Below are 17,443 nucleotides of genomic sequence, written 5' to 3' on the forward strand. Positions count from 1 at the left end.
CATAATGCGCACGGGTGATTTCAGTCCAGGCCATCGTGATCTCCATCGAATCTCGCAAATCCGACGGAATCACAACCTGCTGAAATCACTCAACTCTTTTTGGAACGGACACTCAGGCAGATCAACGGTCACATCGTCGAGATCGACGCCACGCCTGAGGACAAGGCCGCCTTCCTCCGCCGCGCCGTGGGCGAGGGCGCCCCCTTCGAGGATCTCGATATGGTGCCGCCCGGCCTCGATGAACTCTATGCACATTTCCTCGCGGAGAGGATATCCCAATGAAGACAATCCTACTGCTCTCGGCCAAGGAGGTGCGCGAAGGCCTGCGCAACCGCTGGGTGATCGCCGCCACGGGGCTTCTGGCAGCTCTGGCGCTGACGCTCGTCTTCCTCGGGAGTGCGCCTGCCGGCACGGTCGGCGCCGGCGCGCTGGATGTGGTGGTGATCAGCCTCGCCAGCCTGACCATCTTCGTCGTACCGCTGATTGCGCTGCTCATTTCCCACGATGCCATCGTCGGCGAGATTGAGCGCGGCACCATGACGCTGCTGCTTTCTTATCCGGTCCGTCGCCGTCAGGTGCTGCTCGGCAAGTTCCTGGGTCATCTCGCGATACTGGCTTTCGCCACCTGCGTCGGTTACGGGCTTGCCGCACTGGCGCTGGTGGCGATGGACAAGGGGATTGGCGGCGAAAGCTGGACGGCGTTCGCGACGATGACGGCGTCGTCGGTGCTGCTGGGCGCCGTCTTCGTGGCGATCGGTTATCTGGTCAGCGCGCTGGCGCGCGACCGCGGCACAGCCGCCGGCGTCGCCATTGGCATATGGCTGGTCTTCGTGGTCATCTACGACATGGCCCTGCTGGGGATTCTGGTCGCCGACCAGGGTCACTACGTCAGCGGCGGCGCGCTGAATGCACTGCTCCTGTTCAATCCTACCGATGCTTACCGCATCCTCAATCTCTCCGGCTCGACCGAGATCGCCGCTGCCTCGGGCATGGCGGGGAGCGTGCAGAGTGTCGCATTGGCGCCCATGGCGCTGATCGCGGCGCTCGTAGCATGGGTTGCCGGGCCGATGGCGCTTGCCGCACTCGCCTTCTCGCGGAGGGAACTGTGAAGCCACATCTGAAGATAGGTCTGCTCGCAAGCCTGCTCGCGCTCGACGCGTGTCAGCGCGCGCCAGAGCCGCCCCCCGTCCCCTTCGCCATGACGGAGGAGGCGATGGGCCGCTATTGCGGCATGAACATCCTCGAACATGCCGGGCCGAAGGGGCAAGTCATCCTCGCCAGATACGACGAGCCGATCTGGTTCTCCTCGGCGCGCGACACGATCGCCTTCACCATGTTGCCGGAGGAGCCCAAGGACATAAGGGCAATCTATGTTTCCGACATGGCCAAGGCGGCAAGCTGGGAGAAGCCCGGTGCGGACAACTGGGTTGACGCCCGCAAGGCCTTCTTCGTCGTCGGCAGCGATCGCAAAGGCGGCATGGGAGCGGCCGAAGCCGTGCCCTTTTCGTCGGAGGCGGCGGCGAGGACCTTCGCCGGCGACCATGGCGGCAGGGTGGTCGGCTTCGACGCCGTTCCGCGCGACTACATATTGGACGAGCAGGCCAGCGGCGGCGATACGTCGCAGCAGTCCACCAGGGAGGCCGATTGACATGATTTCCGGAACAATGACCAGACGTCGCATGATCGCCATCAGCGCCGCCGCGGCCGGCATGGCGCTACTGCCGCCGCATGGCAAGGCTGCCCAGGAAGCCGTGACCTGGCAGGGCGAGGCGATGGGTGCCCAGGCCTCGCTCGTCATCCATCATCCCGACCGCGCCATGGCACTGAAGCTGACCAACGACGTCGTCGCGGAGGTGCGGCGACTGGAGCGCATCTTCAGCCTATACCTGGACGATTCAGACCTGACGCTCCTTAACCGTCAGCGCTTTCTCATCGCGCCGCCGCGAGAGCTGGTGGACATATTGCGACAGAGCCGAGAAGTCTGGACGCTCACGGGGGGCGCCTTCGATCCCACGGTGCAGCCGCTGTGGGACGCCTACCGTCGCCATTTCTCGACGTCCGGCGCCGCCGAAGCCGGACCTTCGGCGCAGATTGTGCGCGAATGCGTTGGCCGCGTCGGCCTCGACCGGGTCGCCTGCTCGGGCAGCCGGATAGACCTGTCGGTGCCAGGCGCGGCACTGACGCTTAACGGCATCGCCCAGGGCTACGTCACCGACAGGGTGGTCGATCTGCTGAAGGCCGGCGGCGTCGAGCGCTCCATGGTGGACATGGGTGAAAGTCGCGCTATTGGTTCGGCGCCAGGCGACAGGCCGTGGCGCGTCGGCGTCTCCGACCCGCTCGACTCGGCCCGCATCGTCGAGGTACTCGAAGTGGAGGATCGCGCGGTTGCCACGTCGAGCCCGTTCGGCTTCCGCTTCGACGCGGAAGGCAGGTTCAGCCACATTATCGATCCACGCAGCGGCGCGACGCCCCAGCGCCATGCCAGCGTCACCGTGGTGGCCGGGCATGCGGCGTTGGCGGATGCGTTGTCAACCGCCTTCAACCTGATGGACGTGGCCGCGATCGCGGCCGCCGTCCACGGCAATGCCGGCGTCGAGGTCCATATCCTGTCGCATGAAGGTGGGTGGACTCGTATCAGGGCATGAGGAGGCCTATCGGAAAGCAGGCCCAATTCGCCGGTTGGCGGCATTGAACGGGGCGGACATCTCGATCTGTTCCGCTCCGATCAGGTCGATCCAGGATATAGCTGGAAAGACGCGGCGAGGCAGATCGCGAACGCTGGGGGCTTGCGGGGGGACCAAGAGCGAGTAGTCCCCTGATGCCGATGGTTTGGCGCGAAAGGATGGCGGTGGGGACCTCAAGCGGGTTCGTCTGGCGCGTCAATTCGCCGAAGGTGGACAGTTCCTTCGTTACAACCTCCTGTATCGTTTCGGGATAGGTCGCGCGGCTCGGAGCCGGTTCCGCGAGTCCTCAGCACAAGGTCGGCGCCGTCAAATTGGCTGAAGTCCGATCTCATTCTGATGGGTACATTCGCGCTCAACTTCAAGCTTGTGCCCTAAAGGATTCGCAACGTGATGTCCCATTCGGGCTGGGCGGATATCACCAAATGGTGGCAGCGGCCAGCGCCAACGCGGTTGGCCTCCCTCACGCTCCATTCTTAAAAGCATCGAGGTCGCTGAACTGGCGACCTCGATCTATTTAGGTTAAATTTGGGAATACTTGCTGGCGCGGTAGTGCCGCCTCAACTATCAACCGCGCCTGAATTCTTGCGGCAGCATTGCCGCCGGTCAGGCGGCCTGACTGTGGCCTCGGCCCGACCGATGGAGATAGGCGTCGAAGGCAGCCGCGGCGGCGCGGACCAGGAACCGATGATCCCGTGGTAGCCGGATGATGCCTTCGGCGACGTCGATGATGCCGTCATCGGCGAGTTCGGCAAGCCTTTGGTTGTCGGCGAGCAACCTGGCCGGATCAAATCCATGCCGGCTGCAAACCTCCTGCACGTCGACCGTGAAGTCGCACATCAGACGCTCGATGATCTCCGCGCGCAGGCGGTCCTCGTCGGTTAGCCGGTAGCCCCTGGCGGTCGCCAGCCGCCCGGAAGCGATCGAACCGGCATAGAAGCCGGGGCCGACCTGGTTCTGGACATAGCCGTGACGGGTGTGACCGATGGCGGAGGCGCCGAAGCCGACCAGCGTTTCGCAATTGTCGGTGGTGTAACCCTGGAAGTTGCGCCGCAGTTTTCCCGTAGCCTGCGACCGCGCGAGATCGTCGTCGGGCAGCGCAAAATGATCCAGCCCGACCTGGACGTAGCCAGCGCCAACGAGCGTGTCGGCTATGGCAAGTGCCTGCTCCATGCGAGCGAGGCTGTCAGGCAGTGTGGCTTCCTCTATCATGCGCTGGTGCTTCTTGAACGACGGCACATGGGCGTAGCCGAAAACTGAAAGCCGGTCAGGCCGCATGGCGGCTGCGGTTTTGGCCGTGTCGATGCAGGATCGCACCGTCTGGTGAGGCAGGCCGTAGATCAGGTCGAAATTGATGCTGCTTACGCCGGACTGGCGCAGGCGGTCGACCGCCTCCAGTGTTGTCTTCTCGCTTTGGATGCGGTTCACCGCTCTCTGGACCACCGGGTCGAAGCTCTGCACTCCCAGGCTGGCGCGGCTGACGCCCGCGCCGCCCAAGGCGCCCGCCATCTCGATCGTGAGTGTGCGCGGATCGATCTCGACCGCAATTTCGGCGGTCTCGGCCAAAGCGAAGCGATCGCGAAGGAGATCCGTCAATGCTACGAAATCCGCTGGCGTGACGATGGTGGGGGTACCGCCGCCGAAGTGTACCCTGTCGACATGAAGTGGCTGCGCCGCCTGCGCGGCGACCATCTGGATCTCGTTGCGAAGCAGATCCAGATATTCAACGATGGGCTGATCTTTGGCCGTGACGGTGGTGTGGCAGCCGCAATACCAGCACATCGAGCGGCAGAAGGGGATATGCAGGTAGAGGGAGGCCGGAGCGCCTCGCGGCAGGTGCGACAGCCAGTTTGCATAGGTGTCGACGTCGACCGAAGGCGAGAACTCCGGCGACGGTGGGTAGCTGGTATAGCGCGGCAGACGCACCTCACCATATTTTTGCAAAACAGACAATTTCACGACCTTCCTCGCCTCCGTTGCAGCATCGGACACTCGTCGATTTCCCGCCCGGCTTCTTTGCGGAATGCCAAATGTCTTGCATCTGGGAAGGCGATGCTGCGGAGCGGTTGCGCCCGCCATCGAGAGAGTGGCGGCGCCGTGGCGAGTACAGAAATCGAAGCTGCGGGCCATTCCGGCTGCCGCTGCCCGAGCGGTCGGCCGAGATTCATTTGCCCGCATCGTCCGCGGCCATGGTCAGAGAGGGGCACCAAATCAGTCGCCCTCACCGGGTTTGCCGCTGAAATGTGCGTCGAACTTTCCGGGCGTCCCGTCCCAGGCGTCCCCGTCGGCCGGCGGTATCTTTTTGCGCGTTATGTTGGGCCAGGACGACGCATATTCGTGATTGAGCGCGAGCCAGGCCGGAGTGGCTGAAGGGTCCGTGTCCGGGAAGATTGCTTCCGCTGGACATTCGGGGACGCAAACGCCGCAGTCGATGCACTCGTCGGGGTGGATGACGAGCATGTTCTCGCCCTCGTAGAAGCAGTCCACAGGACACACTTCGACGCAGTCCATGTACTTGCATTTGATGCAGTTGTCCGTGACGACGTAGGCCATGCGAGATCCTCAGGCGGCTACCGGGCTCGGTCTTGACGCGCGCGCGGTCTCGGCGCGAGCCACGGCAAGGGCTATCCAGTCGCGGTAGAGGCCTTGATCCTCCCTGGAAAAAGACATGCGGCTCTTCATGTCGTCGAAAGTTTCCCCAGGGTGGCTCTCGTCATAATCGGCGCGAACCAAGGATTCGAGATAAGCACGCTCTGCTGTATCTGCAGGCCGGACGAAATCGTGCGAATTGCTCAGCATGGCAATCTCCTTTCGGTTAGTTCAATATCCATCGCTGCCTGGGATCTATCCTGCTCCAGCGCCCAAATTGCGCAGGGCGGGCAGTCGACGCCACATTGTTCGATCGCTGAGAAGATCAGGCCGAGCCGCTCCTGGCGTGACAGGCCGCAGGTGAGGTCCGAGCGCGTCAACGCAGGCAAGAATCCTCGAAGGGTACGCAACGTGTGACCGATGAAAATGGCTGGCAAGGTGATCACCATCAGGCTAGACAAAAGATATATTATAAATGTACCTTTTTGGATATGACCCAGCAAGGGAAAACGATGCGACCAGGTGAAGCGGGGAGCGTCGCCAGCCCTTAGGCCGCCGGCTGGATGCCGAAGTCTTCGGGACTGAGCAGAAGGTCGGCCAAGGTGTAGCGGTCAAGCGTCCCCGAGAAGGCGGCGAGCGCCTCTTTCAGCATGCCGCGCAGGCGACAACGCGGGGTGATCAGGCAGGCGTTTTCGCTTCGGAAGCATTCGACCAGCGCAAAGTCTGGCTCGGTCGCGCGCAAGACGTCGCTCAATCGGATTTGCGCTGGCGGCCTGGCGAGCGTGAGGCCGCCATGGCGACCGCGCACCGCCTTCAGGAAGCCGGCGCGGGTTAGTTGGTTGGCCACCTTCATGAGGTGCGCGCGGGAAATTCCATAAACCTGAGCGGTTTCCTCGATTGTGACCAGCTGCCCGGCCCTGGCCGCAGCGTACATGAGCAACCGCAGCGAGTAGTCGGAGAAATCTGTCAGTCTCATCCAAAGCCCTCTTGCCGACCCAATGCGGCATCTCGGCGATCAAAATACCAGAAAGATGCGCTGCAGAGGTATCTTTTGCAAGGCGGTCAATTTTCGGCGTTTCTGGCACGGCGCTAAAACATATATTGACAATGTATCTTTCTGTATCGATTATCGATGACCGTCGGTGCAGCGCAAGTTGCCTCGCCACGGCGGCGACCTAGGTCAGGATTGGATCCGCCGCTCCTCACTGAAATTGAAGGAACGATTCAATGGCACTTACGACAGAAGCAGAAACGAACGAAATAGATGTCCGCAGCCTGGTGCCGATGCAGAGGCACCAGAAGATCTTCGAGCTTGTCGATCAGCTTGCGCCCGGCGAGAAGTTCATCCTCGTCAACGATCATGATCCTAAGCCCCTCTACTACCAGCTGGAGGCAGAACATCCGCACCAATTCTCCTGGACCTATCTCGAGAGGGGGCCGGTCTGGCGCGTCGAGATCGGTCGCCTCTCGAAGGCGGCGTGAGACGGGTATCGCAACCCAACAAGCCGCCCGCGGACCTTGCGTGGGCGGCGCTGTGGCAGGGGCCGGGACATGACCGTTGGAGCAGAACCGCGGCTGGACGACGAGAAGGTCAAGCAGGCGCTTCGCCTCGTGATCGATCCGGAACTCGGCTACAACATCGTTGATCTGGGGCTTGTGTACGCTGTCCTGGTCAACGACGGCGGTGTCGTCAACATCGTGATGACCACCACGACCCGCGGTTGCCCCGCCACCAACTACATGAAGGAGGGGGCCCGCGACGCTGCGTGGAGCGTTCCCGGCGTCGAATTCGTTGACGTTACCCTGACCTATGAACCGCCCTGGTCGCCACAGAAGATGAGCATCGAAGCCAAGCGCCACCTCGGCATTGGCGATGATGGCGAGTGGTGAGCGACGTTCGCACTGACTTGACCAAGTCCACGGAGGCCAACCTAATGCAATACCGACAGGCAGATCGGATCGATGGCCTGGCGGATATCCTGGTCGCCAGTCTCGAGGCGCTTGCAAAGGCCGGACATACCGATGCCGCCTGCCGCCTTGCCGGTCGGGCGTGTGCCCAACTGCGCGACGTCGACGCGAGGCGATGGCAGAAATTCAACGCGCTTCTGCACCGGTTGAGCAAACAGGTGCGGTGGGACGAGCCATAGAGGCGACTATCGCGCCTTTCTGAGAGAATCGAAGCGATCGCATGAATGGGTCCGATCAGGACTACAGGTAGCAGACGCAACACGAAATGCATCATTTAATGTGGTCAGGAGGTGACGGTGCGAAATGATCGCAAAGCTCTGCTAGTTGATGAAACCGCACGAGCCACCGGCCCCTTGGTCCGATCCCGCAGGCATTGTGGGGATCGTTCCCCGCCAGCGATCCTCCGGAATGGATCGGTTGCGGCTCCGCCACGGTTCATCAAGGGCTTTCCGATTCGAGGGTGGACCGATGCAGGTCGAAATCAGCAACGACAACATCCTCATTGACGCAAGATTGCTTGCCGATTTGCTACGTCTCGATCCGACGGCGGTGCACTCGCTGATGAGAACACAGGAGATTACCTCCCTCTGTGAACGCGGGATTGGCGAGCACGAGGGCGAATATCGATTGAGCTTCTTCTACGGCAATCGCCGCGCGCGTCTGAGCATTGATGCCGCCGGCAACGTGATACGGCGCTCGATGATCGACTTTGGGCAAGCTCTCCTACCGCGCCAATTGCATCGCACCGGCGGATAGCCCGCCGAGTTTTGTAGAAGTCTGGAATGACCTCGCCCGTTCGTCGAGAGGCCTAGTCCTACAGCTCGCTCCGCTCGGCTCTTTCAGGCCTTCCCAAGTTTTGAGATGTCATAAGGCTGCAGGGTGAGTGAAAAAGCCTTTCCTCCAGCAGCAACGAGCATCGCAACGTAGGGCTCACCACTGATTGTGCCTATGCCAATAGAGTCTTTCCGTGCTCCTAAGACCCAGACCCGTAGGCGAGTTAGTGTTAACAGCAACAGTGGCTGCGCGGCGACTACCGCGTCCAGCGCCAAGCCCATCAGTCGAAGATTCGCCAAGCGCTTCACATAGCAGCAGTCGCCATCAACGTTGGGCGGCTAGGCACGGCTTTCCGTTGCCGCGAACCGCGGGAATAGGATGTTGTTCTCCAGGTGGATGTGCTCCATCAGGTCCTCGGCAAGCTGGGCCGTGCCGACGTACAGCGCCTGCCAGGAGCGGCAGGCTCCGTCGGGCGTGACGAAGTCGTCGGTGAGGCTTTCGAGGAGCCGAAGCAAGGTGCCCTGGTCATCGTGCTCGTGCCGCAGTTCCGAAATCGGGATATCGAACTTGCCTTTGGCCCACTGCCGCATTGCGGGAAACAGAATAGCCTCTTCCTTGGCCATGTGCTGCTCCAGTTCGCTCTGCATCTGCCGTAACGCATCGGAAAGGCCGGCCGGCACCTTCGGATGCTCGCGATGCACCGCCTCAACCTTACGCGACAGGGCGATGAGCTCGGGCAGAGCGCGGCGGTGCGCCTCGTGGTAGCAGGCTTCGATGTGGCCGATCAGTTCATCGCTGTCCATCGCAGCGGGCGCGGCTGTGTCCCCGGCGCCGGTACCAAGTGCCTCCAACGCGCGCTCAAGCTCGTCGGGATCGACTCCACGCCGGTGCGCGGCGCCATCAAGGGTGAGATCGCCGTTGCAGCAGAAATCGATCTTGAATTTGCGGAAAACGGCGGTGGCGCCAGGCAGCGTAGCGGCTATGTCGCCGACGGTGCGTTCCCATAGATCTGGACCTGGGAATTGGGTGTTCATGACGAAGCTCCATGCATGTTCAACACAACGGCTTTGAAACTCAGAGGACTCATTCGACGCAACGCATTGTCGTGAGGACGAGATGGCGAACCGCTAAACCAAGGGTTGCCCAGATCAGGTCCGAAGTCTTTGCGCTGGAACAAAGAGGACCAAAATGCTTTCCCTTGAAGGAGTATGCCAAACCGCAGCGTCTTTCGGCGTGCACGGATGTCTCGCATTCCTCAGTGGCTGTTTGTCTGCCAATTGCCCTCAAAGTAACGGAAGCACATAGGTGGACAGCCAGACCTATGTCGGGTTCTCACTGCGCAGTACCGCCAAAATCCTAAAGCAGATCAGCAAGCTGCCGGCAGCATCCTCCCCTCGAGAAGCCTGAGTACATGCGGCGCGGTTGAGTTCAGGGCATTTGGCTTGATGAACATGGCTATCTTCTAAAGTCCGAATCGTACGTGTCGGGCAGGGATTTCGACGTTCTGTGGATATTGCGCACCGGATTGCCCCAGCGCGATCGGCCCGATATCTTCGGCGATTGGAACAGAGTCTTTCGCCGCTTCAGCCGCTGGAGCCGTGAGGGTGTCTGGTGGCGCATCTTCGCGGCGATGTCGGACGATCCGGACTTCGAGTGTCGTCGATTCCAGGATCATCCGCGCCCATCAACATGCTTCGAGTGCTAAAGATGGGGTTTGGAAATCAGGCCATTGGCCGCTCCCGCGGCGGCCTTAGCACCAAGATCCCTATGGCCGTCAGAGGTCTCGGCCGCTGCGCTTCATCCTGACCGCCGGCCAACAGGGGATGGGCCGCAGGCTTATACCCTGTTCGACGGCCCGCCAGAGCGTCATCCCGACGCTGCCTAGGACACCGATCGCCTGCGCCAGGTGATCGCAGACAAGGGCGCTGTGGCCGTCATTCCAAACAACCCTCGCGGATTCAAAAACACCCTATCAACAGCATCTTGACCTGATCGCATGTTGCTTCTCTAAGCTCAAACGGTTCCGACGCGTCGACGCGTCGCAACTCGCTCAAGAAAACAGGCGGGAATTATCTCTCTGTCGTCACGCTCGCAGCTATGATCCTATGGATCAGCTAACGGTCCACAACTCCAGATCTAAAGGCCATGTCGGCGCGAGAGATCATCCGAAAATCGTTGGATCCGCTGTGATTGGCGCTGCTCCAATCAGTTCGAGACAGTACGGCACGGCAGGAAAAACTGCGTTCAGACACACGTCGATCGAAGCCGGTTTACCGGGCAGGTTTATGATCAGCGAACGGCCGCGTACTCCAGCGGTCTGACGTGAAAGGATTGCGGTGCGGACCTGCCGCAAGCTGGCCTGCCGCATGAGTTCGCCGAAACCGAGAAGCTCCTTGGTGATGACCTGCTGCATGGCCTCTGGGGTAAGGTCCCTCGGAGATGGACCGGTCCCTCCAGTCGTCAGGATCAGATCAACGCCACATTGGTCGCAAAGCTCGATGAGCACATCCCGGACACTTTCTACGCCGTCAGGGACGATGCGACGGATGAAGACGCACGGCGATGCTACGACACGTCGAAGCCAACGCTCGATTGCTGGACCGCCAAGGTCCTCGTAGTCGCCGCGGCTTGCACGGTCCGACACCGTGACGATTGCGATCTGGGTCATTTCTTTCGTTCGAAATCCATCTTCAGATCGAAGGGGCTGGCAGCCAGCCGGGCTTGCCATGGGCGTATCCATCGACGAGCGTGCTGGGTAGATCGAGGCACGAGAGGATGAAGCGGGCAGCCTTGGGATCCTCTCTCCCATCGGCAAGCGCTCTATAGGTCTTTGCCACCTCGACCATGTCGCACGTGTGCGGAGACAGGCGGATACGCCGGACGCCTCTGGAGGTGAGATCCGCGGGTGCGGGGCAGAAGGCCTGCACCTGGTTGGAGAGCGTCTGCACGCCATTGATCGCGAGGAACTGCTGGTCGTCGAGCGTGTCCACGGCAAGACCATCCAGGTCCTGTTCGCAGGTAAACTGACAGGAATCCTTGTGAAGGCCGTGGATGCGCGCGTGATAGCATCGGCCGGAAAGCGCGAGCGGCAGCCGGCCGAAGACGAAAATCTCGAATTCCGCCTCGGGACATGCGCCGGCCATGGCGCCGACGGCGGCGAGCGACAATTCCACGGGCGGGCATATCGTTGTGGCACCGTGCTGGATCATGAACCGCGCGGCAGCCTCATTGTAGACGTTCAGGAACGGACCAGTCACGAAGGGCTTGCCGGAGCGTGACGGCAGGGCGGTGACATCGTTGATCTCGACCAGCCGCTCGTCGGTGCAGAGGTCCGCGATGCTTCTGCGTTCTCGAACGGTTGCCGGTGCCGCCAGCGTGGACAGCACCACTTCCTTTCCCGCACGCTCGAGGCGTTCGATGATCTCGGGCCATGCCGGGTCCGAGAACGGCATCCGCTTGCCGCATATGACTTCGCCGACATGGACGCGGTCGATCGGAGCCTCGTCTGCTATCCTGCGGTAGAAGTCCAAGAGGCGGTCGGGCGACCAGTGGAAGAACACCGGCCCAAGCGTCAACGCAATTGCGGACAAGGTGCTATCTCCACTTCTTGCTGTACGCTCCTGCCGTCTGCCGGGAACCTTCCGACTGGCCAGCAAGAATCCGATCGATCTCGATCGCGTCGCCACCTTGCTCGACGGCGTCGACGGCCTTCCGGAAGGCACGGACCACTTCCGTCACGTAACCTTTGCCACGCTGGCGTCCTTCGATCTTCAAGGCGGTTACGCCGGCGGCTTTCAGCCCGGCAATCATCCCGCCGGCGTTCAGACTGACGGGATCCTCGAACAAATAGGAGGTCTTACCGCCAGCTTTGAATTTGCCCTTGCACAATGTGGGGTAGCCCACCGGCTCGCCGGGCTCGTAGCGGTCGATCGTGTACCCTGAAAGCCGCGCCGCCGTGCTGTTCGGCTCGTCGTCGTAGCTCACCATTTCGGGTGGCGAACAGACGCCGTTCAGATTTGGCGATTTTCCTGTCGCGTACGAAGAGAGATAGCATCGGCCTTCGATCATCACGCAAAGGCCGCCGAACACGAATGCTTCCGTTTCCACGTCGATTGCACGGTTGAGCGCCGCGATCTCCTGAACCGAAAGCACCCTCGGCAGGACGACGCGACGGATGCCGAAATTGGTCGCGTAGAATCCGATTGCTTCCGGCGTCGCGGCCGCGGCCTGTACGGAGAGATGAAGACGAACTTGCTTATGGTTTTTCGCGACGTGATCGAGGACGGCGATGTCCGCCGCGATGATCGCGTTTGCGCCGCATTCGGCCGCCGTGTCCGCGGCCTTCTTCCAAAGGTCGACATCATTGACCCGCGCGAAGGTGTTGATAGCGACCAGAACCTTGCTGCCGTGGTCATGCGCGAAGCGGACGCCCTCGGCCAGTTCTTCCCCGGAGAAGTTGAGTCCTGGGAAATTCCGGGCATTCGTTTCGTCGCGAAATCCGCAATAGACTGCGTCCGCGCCTGCCTGGACAGCTGCCCTCAATGTAGCGGGGGTTCCGGCCGGGCAGACAAGTTCCATGCGTCCGCTTGTCATGCCTCTGGTGCCTTGCGTCTGGAGTTGCGAGCGGCCATTTGGCGCGCGACATCCAGCGCACCGAGAATTCCCGTATCGACAAGACGAGCCAGTGCGCCGCGCAAGCCGAGCAGATCCGCCGGGCGAAGCTCGGCATCCTCGATCGTATTCCTCAGCGCGAGGACCGCCTCCGTGCGGCCGCTGATCGAGATGATCCGGCTGAAGAAAAGCGCGTCGCCATCCAGCGTGCCGTCGAGCAGGCTCAGCAGTGTCAGAATAGGTCCCCTGATCTGGACGCTTGATGTCGCGGCCTCACTTTTCCTGACGACACGAACGATCGAACGCTCCGCGTCCGGTACGACGGTAAATGCGAAGGCAAGGTCGACCGGGTCGATGAAATAGCAAGCTGTTCGATGTTCGCCGAGGAGGTCGAACAATCGGGGCTGTCGCCCGGCCAAGGAGCGCAAGGACAGCGTGAGCAGCGGCCCGAGCGGCAAGCCGGTGAAGACCGGGAAAAGATGGCGAACCACCGCTGGCAATCTTCCTTCGCTATTTCTCGGCAGCATTTGCACGCCCTGTCTCTTCGGGCCGATCAAGACGATTTTACGAGAGAGAGGATGGGGCGCCTTTTGCCCAGCAGCTCTGCAAAATTATCCCTGTTCGGACAGAAATCCTGATAGTGGCTTTCGAAATCGAAGGCGGCCATGTGACTATGACACTGGCGGCGATGCGGGCATGTAATGCAGGTCCGTGGCATCAAGCGGTCCCGCGCTGTTTTCCGCGAGTCAAAGCTGTCCGGATCGATGCCAATTGAGAGCATCGCTGAGGTCAGCATGTCTTCCGAGGCGTAAGGTAGCTGCATGGCTTCGTCGAATTCGCTTCGCGATAGACCGATGTCATTCAAGATGCCTGTGCACTCATCCAAACCCATTGCCCAAAATTCTCTTGTCGCTGCCTTGCTCCGCCGGCGGTCCGCAAGAAGGGAAACTACGGTCCGCCAAGCTTCGACAGTTTCGCTGATGAGATTGCCTGCCATGTGAAATCCCCTTCGCCTCGATCGCCTTGCTGGGAAGTAATGCGAGAAGGGAAAATAGCGGGGGCGGATCGTTCGCTCTTTGCGCTAGCGCAAAGTTCTTCGTCAGCGCGCATGGCAAAATTGTCCGCCCGACGATCCGGTCGAGCCGGAATTCGCCATGCATCACCGCTGCCTCCCGTCGTTTTCGGACCTCGGCTCATTCCTTTCGTACCTGGATGGAAATGGACAACTGCAGGACGTAGGGGTGCCGGTTTCGACACGGCTCGAACTGACCGAGATCCACAGGCGGGTGATCGCCGCGAAAGGCCCGGCGCTGCGCCTGACCACGCCCATCGACGATCGCGGCGTCAAATCAGCCTTTCCGGTCGTCGCGAATCTCTTCGGTACCCGGGAACGCGTCGCTTGGGGCCTTGGCACCGACCTTCACGGGCTGGAAACCCTCGGCGCGCTTCTTGCGTGGATGAGATCGCCTCGGGTCCCACGGGACCTTCACCAGGCCCGACAGATGCTGCCGGCGGCGCGCGGGGCCTTCGCGGCGCGGCCGAAGATCGTTGCCCCGCCCCGAGAGTGGCGGGACGCCGATCCGGATTTTTCGCTTCTTCCCGTCCAGACTTGTTGGCCAGGAGACGCCGGCCCCCTCATAACGTGGCCCGTGGTTATCACTCGCCCACCTGGCGATGACGATCCGAGCACATACAATCTGGGCGTTTATCGCATGCAGGTGCTTGCTCGTGATCGCGCCATCATACGATGGCTGCCTATGCGAGGTGGCGCCGCCCACCATCGCATGTGGCAGGCGCGGGGCCTCGAGATGCCGGTGGCGGTTATCATCGGGGCGGACCCCGCCACGTTGATCGCGTCGGTGATGCCGGCGCCCGAAGGCGTGTCGGAGCTGGCACTGTCCGGGATGATCAACAATCGCCGAGTCGGATTGGCACCCTGCAGGAGCGTCATGCTTCACGCGCCAACCAGTGCGGAAATCGTGCTTGAAGGTGTCGTCTCTCCAACCGAGACAGCGCTGGAGGGACCCTTCGGCGACCACACCGGATATTACAACGCGCCGGAACGATACCCCGTATTCAACCTCAAGCGCGTTCGCGTCCGTGACGGGGCAAATTACCTGACCACGTTCACCGGGCGCGCGCCCGACGAGCCCTCGGTCCTCGGCGAGGCGCTGCTCGATGTCTACAAGCCGCTCCTGCGCCAACAAATACCGGAAATCGTCGACCTGTGGCTTCCGCCGGAAGCCTGCTCCTACAGGATTGCCGTTATCTCGATCGCCAAGAAATATGCCGGACAGGCCAGGCGCGTGATGATGGGGTTCTGGTCCCTGCTGCCGCAGTTCTCGATGACCAAGATGATCGTCGTGGTGGATGACGACATCGACATTCGATCATGGCCGGACGTGATGTGGGCGGTCGCCACCCGCATGGATCCCTCGCGCGATCTGATGCAGGTGGATCGGACCCCTATCGACCAGCTCGATTTCGCGTCGCCGCTCGAGGGGCTTGGAGGAAAGATCGGGCTCGATGCGACGCGCAAGATCGGATCGGAGACCTCTCGCGAATGGGGAAAGGAGCTGACCATGTCAGCCGCTATCGAGGAGCAGGTATCCCGACGATGGAACGAGTTTTTTTCGCAAACGACCGCTCAGGGGCAAGAATGACCAAACGGCTGATAATCGGTGTCACCGGTGCATCCGGCTCCGTGCTCGCGCTGGAAACCATTCGTCAACTGGTCAGGGCCGGGGTGGAGACGCATCTCGTCGTCTCCAAGGGCGCGCAGTTGACTGTCGCCCATGAACTCGGCGTCGACGGCCTTGCCCAACTGACGTCTGTCGCCAACCACGCATATTCCTATCAGGACCTGGCCGCACCTATTGCCAGCGGCTCTTTCAGAACGGATGGCATGATCGTCGTTCCCTGCTCGATGCGAACCTTGGCGGCGATGGCGCATGGGTTGGGCGACAACCTTCTTACAAGGGCCGCCGATGTCGTCCTGAAGGAAAAGCGCCGGCTGGTCATCGTGCCGCGCGAGGCGCCGCTCCACGAAGGGCACCTTGACGCGATGCTCAGGCTGGCCCGGATGGGGGCGATCATCGCGCCGCCGGTGCCGCCATTCTACGTCAAGCTTGCCTCGATTGAGGAAATGGTGGTCGAGATGGCTGCCCGGCTGGTTGGCTGGGCGGGCGTGGACCCTGGCGACAAGATGACACGGTGGGGCGAAAAGAAAGTCGCCGTCGCGTGATCGTCCTGGTGGATTTTCTCAACGGGCAAGGATTGCAATGAATCTTCAGACGCCGAAAGGCGCGACATATGACGTGCGGAGACTTCCTCCTGAAAGGAAGCAGTCCGCCGTCTTGTCGATGTTCGACGGGCTCAAACCCGGTCAGACATTCGTGGTCGTTCTCGATTTCGATCCTGATAAACTCAGGCGTCAGTTCGAGGCGTTCTTTGCTGGCGAACACATTTGGGTTTGCCTTGAACCGGGACCGCCAGATTGGTTGATCGAGATAGGAAGACCTCAATCGGCGCGGTGATGTCCAACCCTGACGAAATACGTCGATCGGTCGCCTCAAGGCTCAGTTGGCGACGACCGTGAGGGTCCCCTTCATTCCGAGCTCGTAATGACCAGGCATTAGGCAGGCGAAGTCGAACTGGCCGACGCTGGTGAAGGTCCAGACGATCTCGCCGTTTCCTTGGGGGCCGATGCGGATCGCATTGAGGTCGGCGTGTTCCATGTCGGGAAGCCTCTCCATCCCCGCCTTATGCTCCATCAACTGCTCATGCGTATCCATGACAAATTCGTGGCCGTATTCGCCTTCATTGGTGAAGGCCAGACGCACCGTCTCGCCCTTTTTCACAGTGACTGAAACCGGATCGAACGCCATCGATCCATCTTCGTTCTCGACCATGCTGATCGCGATGGTACGGTCTACTTTGGCCGCCATGCCCGGCTGGCCGATAATCATCATTTCATGGCCGTCATGAGTGCCGGAATGCACTCCCGTCGCAAGCGCCGGGGCGGCGAAGAGGACCATCGCGACTGTTGGCATCATGCATTTCTTCACGCGATTTCTCCCCTTTGCGAATGTGTTGAGTTTCACCCATCCAGAGGTGGCCGCCGGCTCCGTTCGGACCGCGATCGAGGATCACTGGAACCGGACCGCCAGGGCAGCTGTAGTCCTCGCCGACTGTTGCGGCCGAAAACCTATGGCCCGGTTTGCACCGGGGATAAACTGAGTTGCCGCATCGAAAATGCGCCTTCCTTTGCAGTGTTCGCGATGTCGTCGAACAGGAGCGCGACATCCAGGTAGACGCTACGGTCTCGTTCGGCAGCCCCCATTTCGTCAAGGTCCTGCAGGAAGAAGAGAATGGCTTCGATGCGTTCGCGTTGGCCGCGGGCATTGGCGAGATGTTCGCGGGCGATCCGTCGGATCTCCAGAGCCGCAAATCGCGCCAACGTCTCGTCGAGCCTGGAACGGCACTCACAATCCAGCTGGGCGTCGTTGATCAAGATTGCCAGCCGGCCGAAAAAGGCCATGTCGGCAAAGCGCCGGATGCCGTCGTCAATGCTACTCGATGGAACGTTCTGCTTCATATCTTGTTCGCTCCTATGCCAAGGCCAATCACAATCCTGCTGGCGTCCGATCGAGCTGTTGGCGCGGCGCGAGGGAAGACGTTTCGCGGCCGATTACACGACGGACGGAGCAGCGCCGTCTTATCCACCGATCCGGTCTCGAAAACTGGTCTTGATTATAGTCACCCGTTTTGAAGCCTGTTTGCGTTTGAGCAAATACGGAGACCGATCGCCCACGCTATTG

At 61.1% G+C, this 17,443-nt stretch carries 23 protein-coding genes and 1 pseudogene; 12 read left to right on the top strand and 12 right to left on the bottom strand.

Annotated features, from left to right (window positions below; all coding sequences use genetic code 11):
• Positions 1-99 precede the first annotated feature (99 nt).
• From FFS37_RS30530 to FFS37_RS30545, 4 genes are read left to right on the top strand one after another with little or no spacing between them, the layout of a single operon-like run.
• Positions 100-282: a hypothetical protein gene (locus tag FFS37_RS30530; RefSeq protein ID WP_210240493.1), complete on the top strand. Its 183-nt coding sequence runs from the start codon at positions 100-102 to the stop codon at positions 280-282.
• Positions 279-1,109: an ABC transporter permease gene (locus tag FFS37_RS30535; protein WP_137934680.1), complete on the top strand. Its 831-nt coding sequence runs from the start codon at positions 279-281 to the stop codon at positions 1,107-1,109. The genes FFS37_RS30530 and FFS37_RS30535 overlap by 4 nt, the downstream gene beginning before the upstream one ends.
• A complete protein-coding gene (locus FFS37_RS30540) occupies positions 1,106-1,648 on the top strand; it encodes a nitrous oxide reductase accessory protein NosL (RefSeq protein ID WP_137934681.1) in 543 nt (180 codons plus the stop codon). Before FFS37_RS30535 ends, FFS37_RS30540 begins: the two co-directional genes overlap by 4 nt.
• A 16-nt stretch (positions 1,649-1,664) precedes the next feature.
• A complete protein-coding gene (locus tag FFS37_RS30545) occupies positions 1,665-2,645 on the top strand; it encodes an FAD:protein FMN transferase (protein ID WP_232375826.1) in 981 nt (326 codons plus the stop codon).
• A 642-nt stretch (positions 2,646-3,287) separates the two neighbouring features.
• Here FFS37_RS30545 and hemN read toward each other — a convergent pair.
• The 4 genes from hemN to FFS37_RS30565 all read right to left on the bottom strand — a co-directional run bounded on the left by hemN (position 3,288) and on the right by FFS37_RS30565 (position 6,246).
• Positions 3,288-4,640, bottom strand: coding sequence for an oxygen-independent coproporphyrinogen III oxidase (gene hemN / locus FFS37_RS30550; RefSeq protein WP_137934729.1), 1,353 nt, complete (start codon positions 4,638-4,640; stop codon positions 3,288-3,290).
• Between the two features lie 252 nt (positions 4,641-4,892).
• Positions 4,893-5,234, bottom strand: a complete 342-nt coding sequence (gene fdxA, locus FFS37_RS30555; RefSeq protein ID WP_137934682.1) for a ferredoxin FdxA — start codon at positions 5,232-5,234, stop codon at positions 4,893-4,895.
• A 9-nt stretch (positions 5,235-5,243) separates the two neighbouring features.
• The gene (locus FFS37_RS30560; RefSeq protein WP_137934683.1) at positions 5,244-5,480 is read right to left on the bottom strand and encodes a hypothetical protein; all 237 of its coding nucleotides are present in this window, start codon (positions 5,478-5,480) and stop codon (positions 5,244-5,246) included.
• Positions 5,481-5,817: 337 nt separating this feature from the next.
• The gene (locus FFS37_RS30565; protein ID WP_137934684.1) at positions 5,818-6,246 is read right to left on the bottom strand and encodes an Rrf2 family transcriptional regulator; all 429 of its coding nucleotides are present in this window, start codon (positions 6,244-6,246) and stop codon (positions 5,818-5,820) included.
• A gap of 251 nt (positions 6,247-6,497) precedes the next feature.
• Here FFS37_RS30565 and FFS37_RS30570 point away from each other — a divergent pair, with 251 nt between their 5' ends.
• The 4 genes from FFS37_RS30570 (at position 6,498) to FFS37_RS30585 (ending at position 7,994) form a co-directional block, all read left to right on the top strand.
• Positions 6,498-6,752: a DUF2249 domain-containing protein gene (locus FFS37_RS30570; RefSeq protein ID WP_137934685.1), complete on the top strand. Its 255-nt coding sequence runs from the start codon at positions 6,498-6,500 to the stop codon at positions 6,750-6,752.
• A gap of 69 nt (positions 6,753-6,821) precedes the next feature.
• Positions 6,822-7,160, top strand: coding sequence for a metal-sulfur cluster assembly factor (locus tag FFS37_RS30575; protein ID WP_137934686.1), 339 nt, complete (start codon positions 6,822-6,824; stop codon positions 7,158-7,160).
• 44 nt (positions 7,161-7,204) lie between these two features.
• Positions 7,205-7,417 (top strand): hypothetical protein, encoded by a 213-nt coding sequence (locus FFS37_RS30580; RefSeq protein WP_171026485.1) that lies wholly within the window; start codon positions 7,205-7,207, stop codon positions 7,415-7,417.
• Positions 7,418-7,706: 289 nt separating this feature from the next.
• Positions 7,707-7,994: a DUF6522 family protein gene (locus tag FFS37_RS30585; protein ID WP_137934688.1), complete on the top strand. Its 288-nt coding sequence runs from the start codon at positions 7,707-7,709 to the stop codon at positions 7,992-7,994.
• A 356-nt stretch (positions 7,995-8,350) separates the two neighbouring features.
• Here FFS37_RS30585 and ric read toward each other — a convergent pair whose 3' ends face one another.
• Positions 8,351-9,046, bottom strand: coding sequence for an iron-sulfur cluster repair di-iron protein (gene ric, locus FFS37_RS30590; protein WP_137934689.1), 696 nt, complete (start codon positions 9,044-9,046; stop codon positions 8,351-8,353).
• A 467-nt stretch (positions 9,047-9,513) separates the two neighbouring features.
• On the opposite strand from ric, the pseudogene FFS37_RS36245 reads away from it, so the two are divergent.
• A pseudogene (locus FFS37_RS36245) lies at positions 9,514-10,130 on the top strand (IS5 family transposase); the annotation flags it as partial.
• Positions 10,131-10,173: 43 nt separating this feature from the next.
• Here FFS37_RS36245 and mog read toward each other — a convergent pair.
• From mog to FFS37_RS30620, 5 genes are read right to left on the bottom strand one after another with little or no spacing between them, the layout of a single operon-like run.
• Complete coding sequence (gene mog, locus FFS37_RS30600; protein WP_137934690.1) at positions 10,174-10,680, bottom strand: molybdopterin adenylyltransferase; 507 nt, start codon at positions 10,678-10,680, stop codon at positions 10,174-10,176.
• 22 nt (positions 10,681-10,702) lie between these two features.
• Positions 10,703-11,602, bottom strand: coding sequence for a ubiquinone anaerobic biosynthesis protein UbiV (ubiV, locus tag FFS37_RS30605; RefSeq protein ID WP_137934691.1), 900 nt, complete (start codon positions 11,600-11,602; stop codon positions 10,703-10,705).
• A gap of 4 nt (positions 11,603-11,606) precedes the next feature.
• Entirely contained in the window at positions 11,607-12,605 is a 999-nt protein-coding gene (ubiU, locus tag FFS37_RS30610) for a ubiquinone anaerobic biosynthesis protein UbiU (protein WP_171026487.1), read from the bottom strand.
• Positions 12,602-13,180 (bottom strand): ubiquinone anaerobic biosynthesis accessory factor UbiT, encoded by a 579-nt coding sequence (gene ubiT / locus FFS37_RS30615; protein ID WP_232375827.1) that lies wholly within the window; start codon positions 13,178-13,180, stop codon positions 12,602-12,604. Before ubiT ends, ubiU begins: the two co-directional genes overlap by 4 nt.
• Positions 13,177-13,620, bottom strand: a complete 444-nt coding sequence (locus tag FFS37_RS30620; protein WP_137934692.1) for a hypothetical protein — start codon at positions 13,618-13,620, stop codon at positions 13,177-13,179. Before FFS37_RS30620 ends, ubiT begins: the two co-directional genes overlap by 4 nt.
• 157 nt (positions 13,621-13,777) lie before the next feature.
• Here FFS37_RS30620 and FFS37_RS30625 point away from each other — a divergent pair, with 157 nt between their 5' ends.
• The 3 genes from FFS37_RS30625 to FFS37_RS30635 are packed head-to-tail and all read left to right on the top strand — an operon-like array spanning position 13,778 to position 16,159.
• The gene (locus FFS37_RS30625) at positions 13,778-15,286 is read left to right on the top strand and encodes a UbiD family decarboxylase (protein ID WP_137934693.1); all 1,509 of its coding nucleotides are present in this window, start codon (positions 13,778-13,780) and stop codon (positions 15,284-15,286) included.
• Positions 15,283-15,867, top strand: coding sequence for a UbiX family flavin prenyltransferase (locus tag FFS37_RS30630; protein WP_137934694.1), 585 nt, complete (start codon positions 15,283-15,285; stop codon positions 15,865-15,867). The genes FFS37_RS30625 and FFS37_RS30630 overlap by 4 nt, the downstream gene beginning before the upstream one ends.
• Before the next feature lie 37 nt (positions 15,868-15,904).
• Entirely contained in the window at positions 15,905-16,159 is a 255-nt protein-coding gene (locus tag FFS37_RS30635) for a DUF2249 domain-containing protein (protein ID WP_137934695.1), read from the top strand.
• Between the two features lie 42 nt (positions 16,160-16,201).
• On the opposite strand, the gene FFS37_RS30640 is transcribed toward FFS37_RS30635, so the two are convergent.
• Entirely contained in the window at positions 16,202-16,678 is a 477-nt protein-coding gene (locus FFS37_RS30640; protein ID WP_137934733.1) for a cupredoxin domain-containing protein, read from the bottom strand.
• A 152-nt stretch (positions 16,679-16,830) separates the two neighbouring features.
• On the bottom strand, positions 16,831-17,220 hold the full coding sequence (locus FFS37_RS30645; protein ID WP_137934696.1) for a hypothetical protein: 390 nt from the start codon (positions 17,218-17,220) through the stop codon (positions 16,831-16,833).
• Positions 17,221-17,443: the final 223 nt, after the last annotated feature.

The sequence above is a fragment of the Mesorhizobium comanense genome, assembly GCF_005503535.1.
GTDB lineage: Bacteria > Pseudomonadota > Alphaproteobacteria > Rhizobiales > Rhizobiaceae > Mesorhizobium > Mesorhizobium comanense.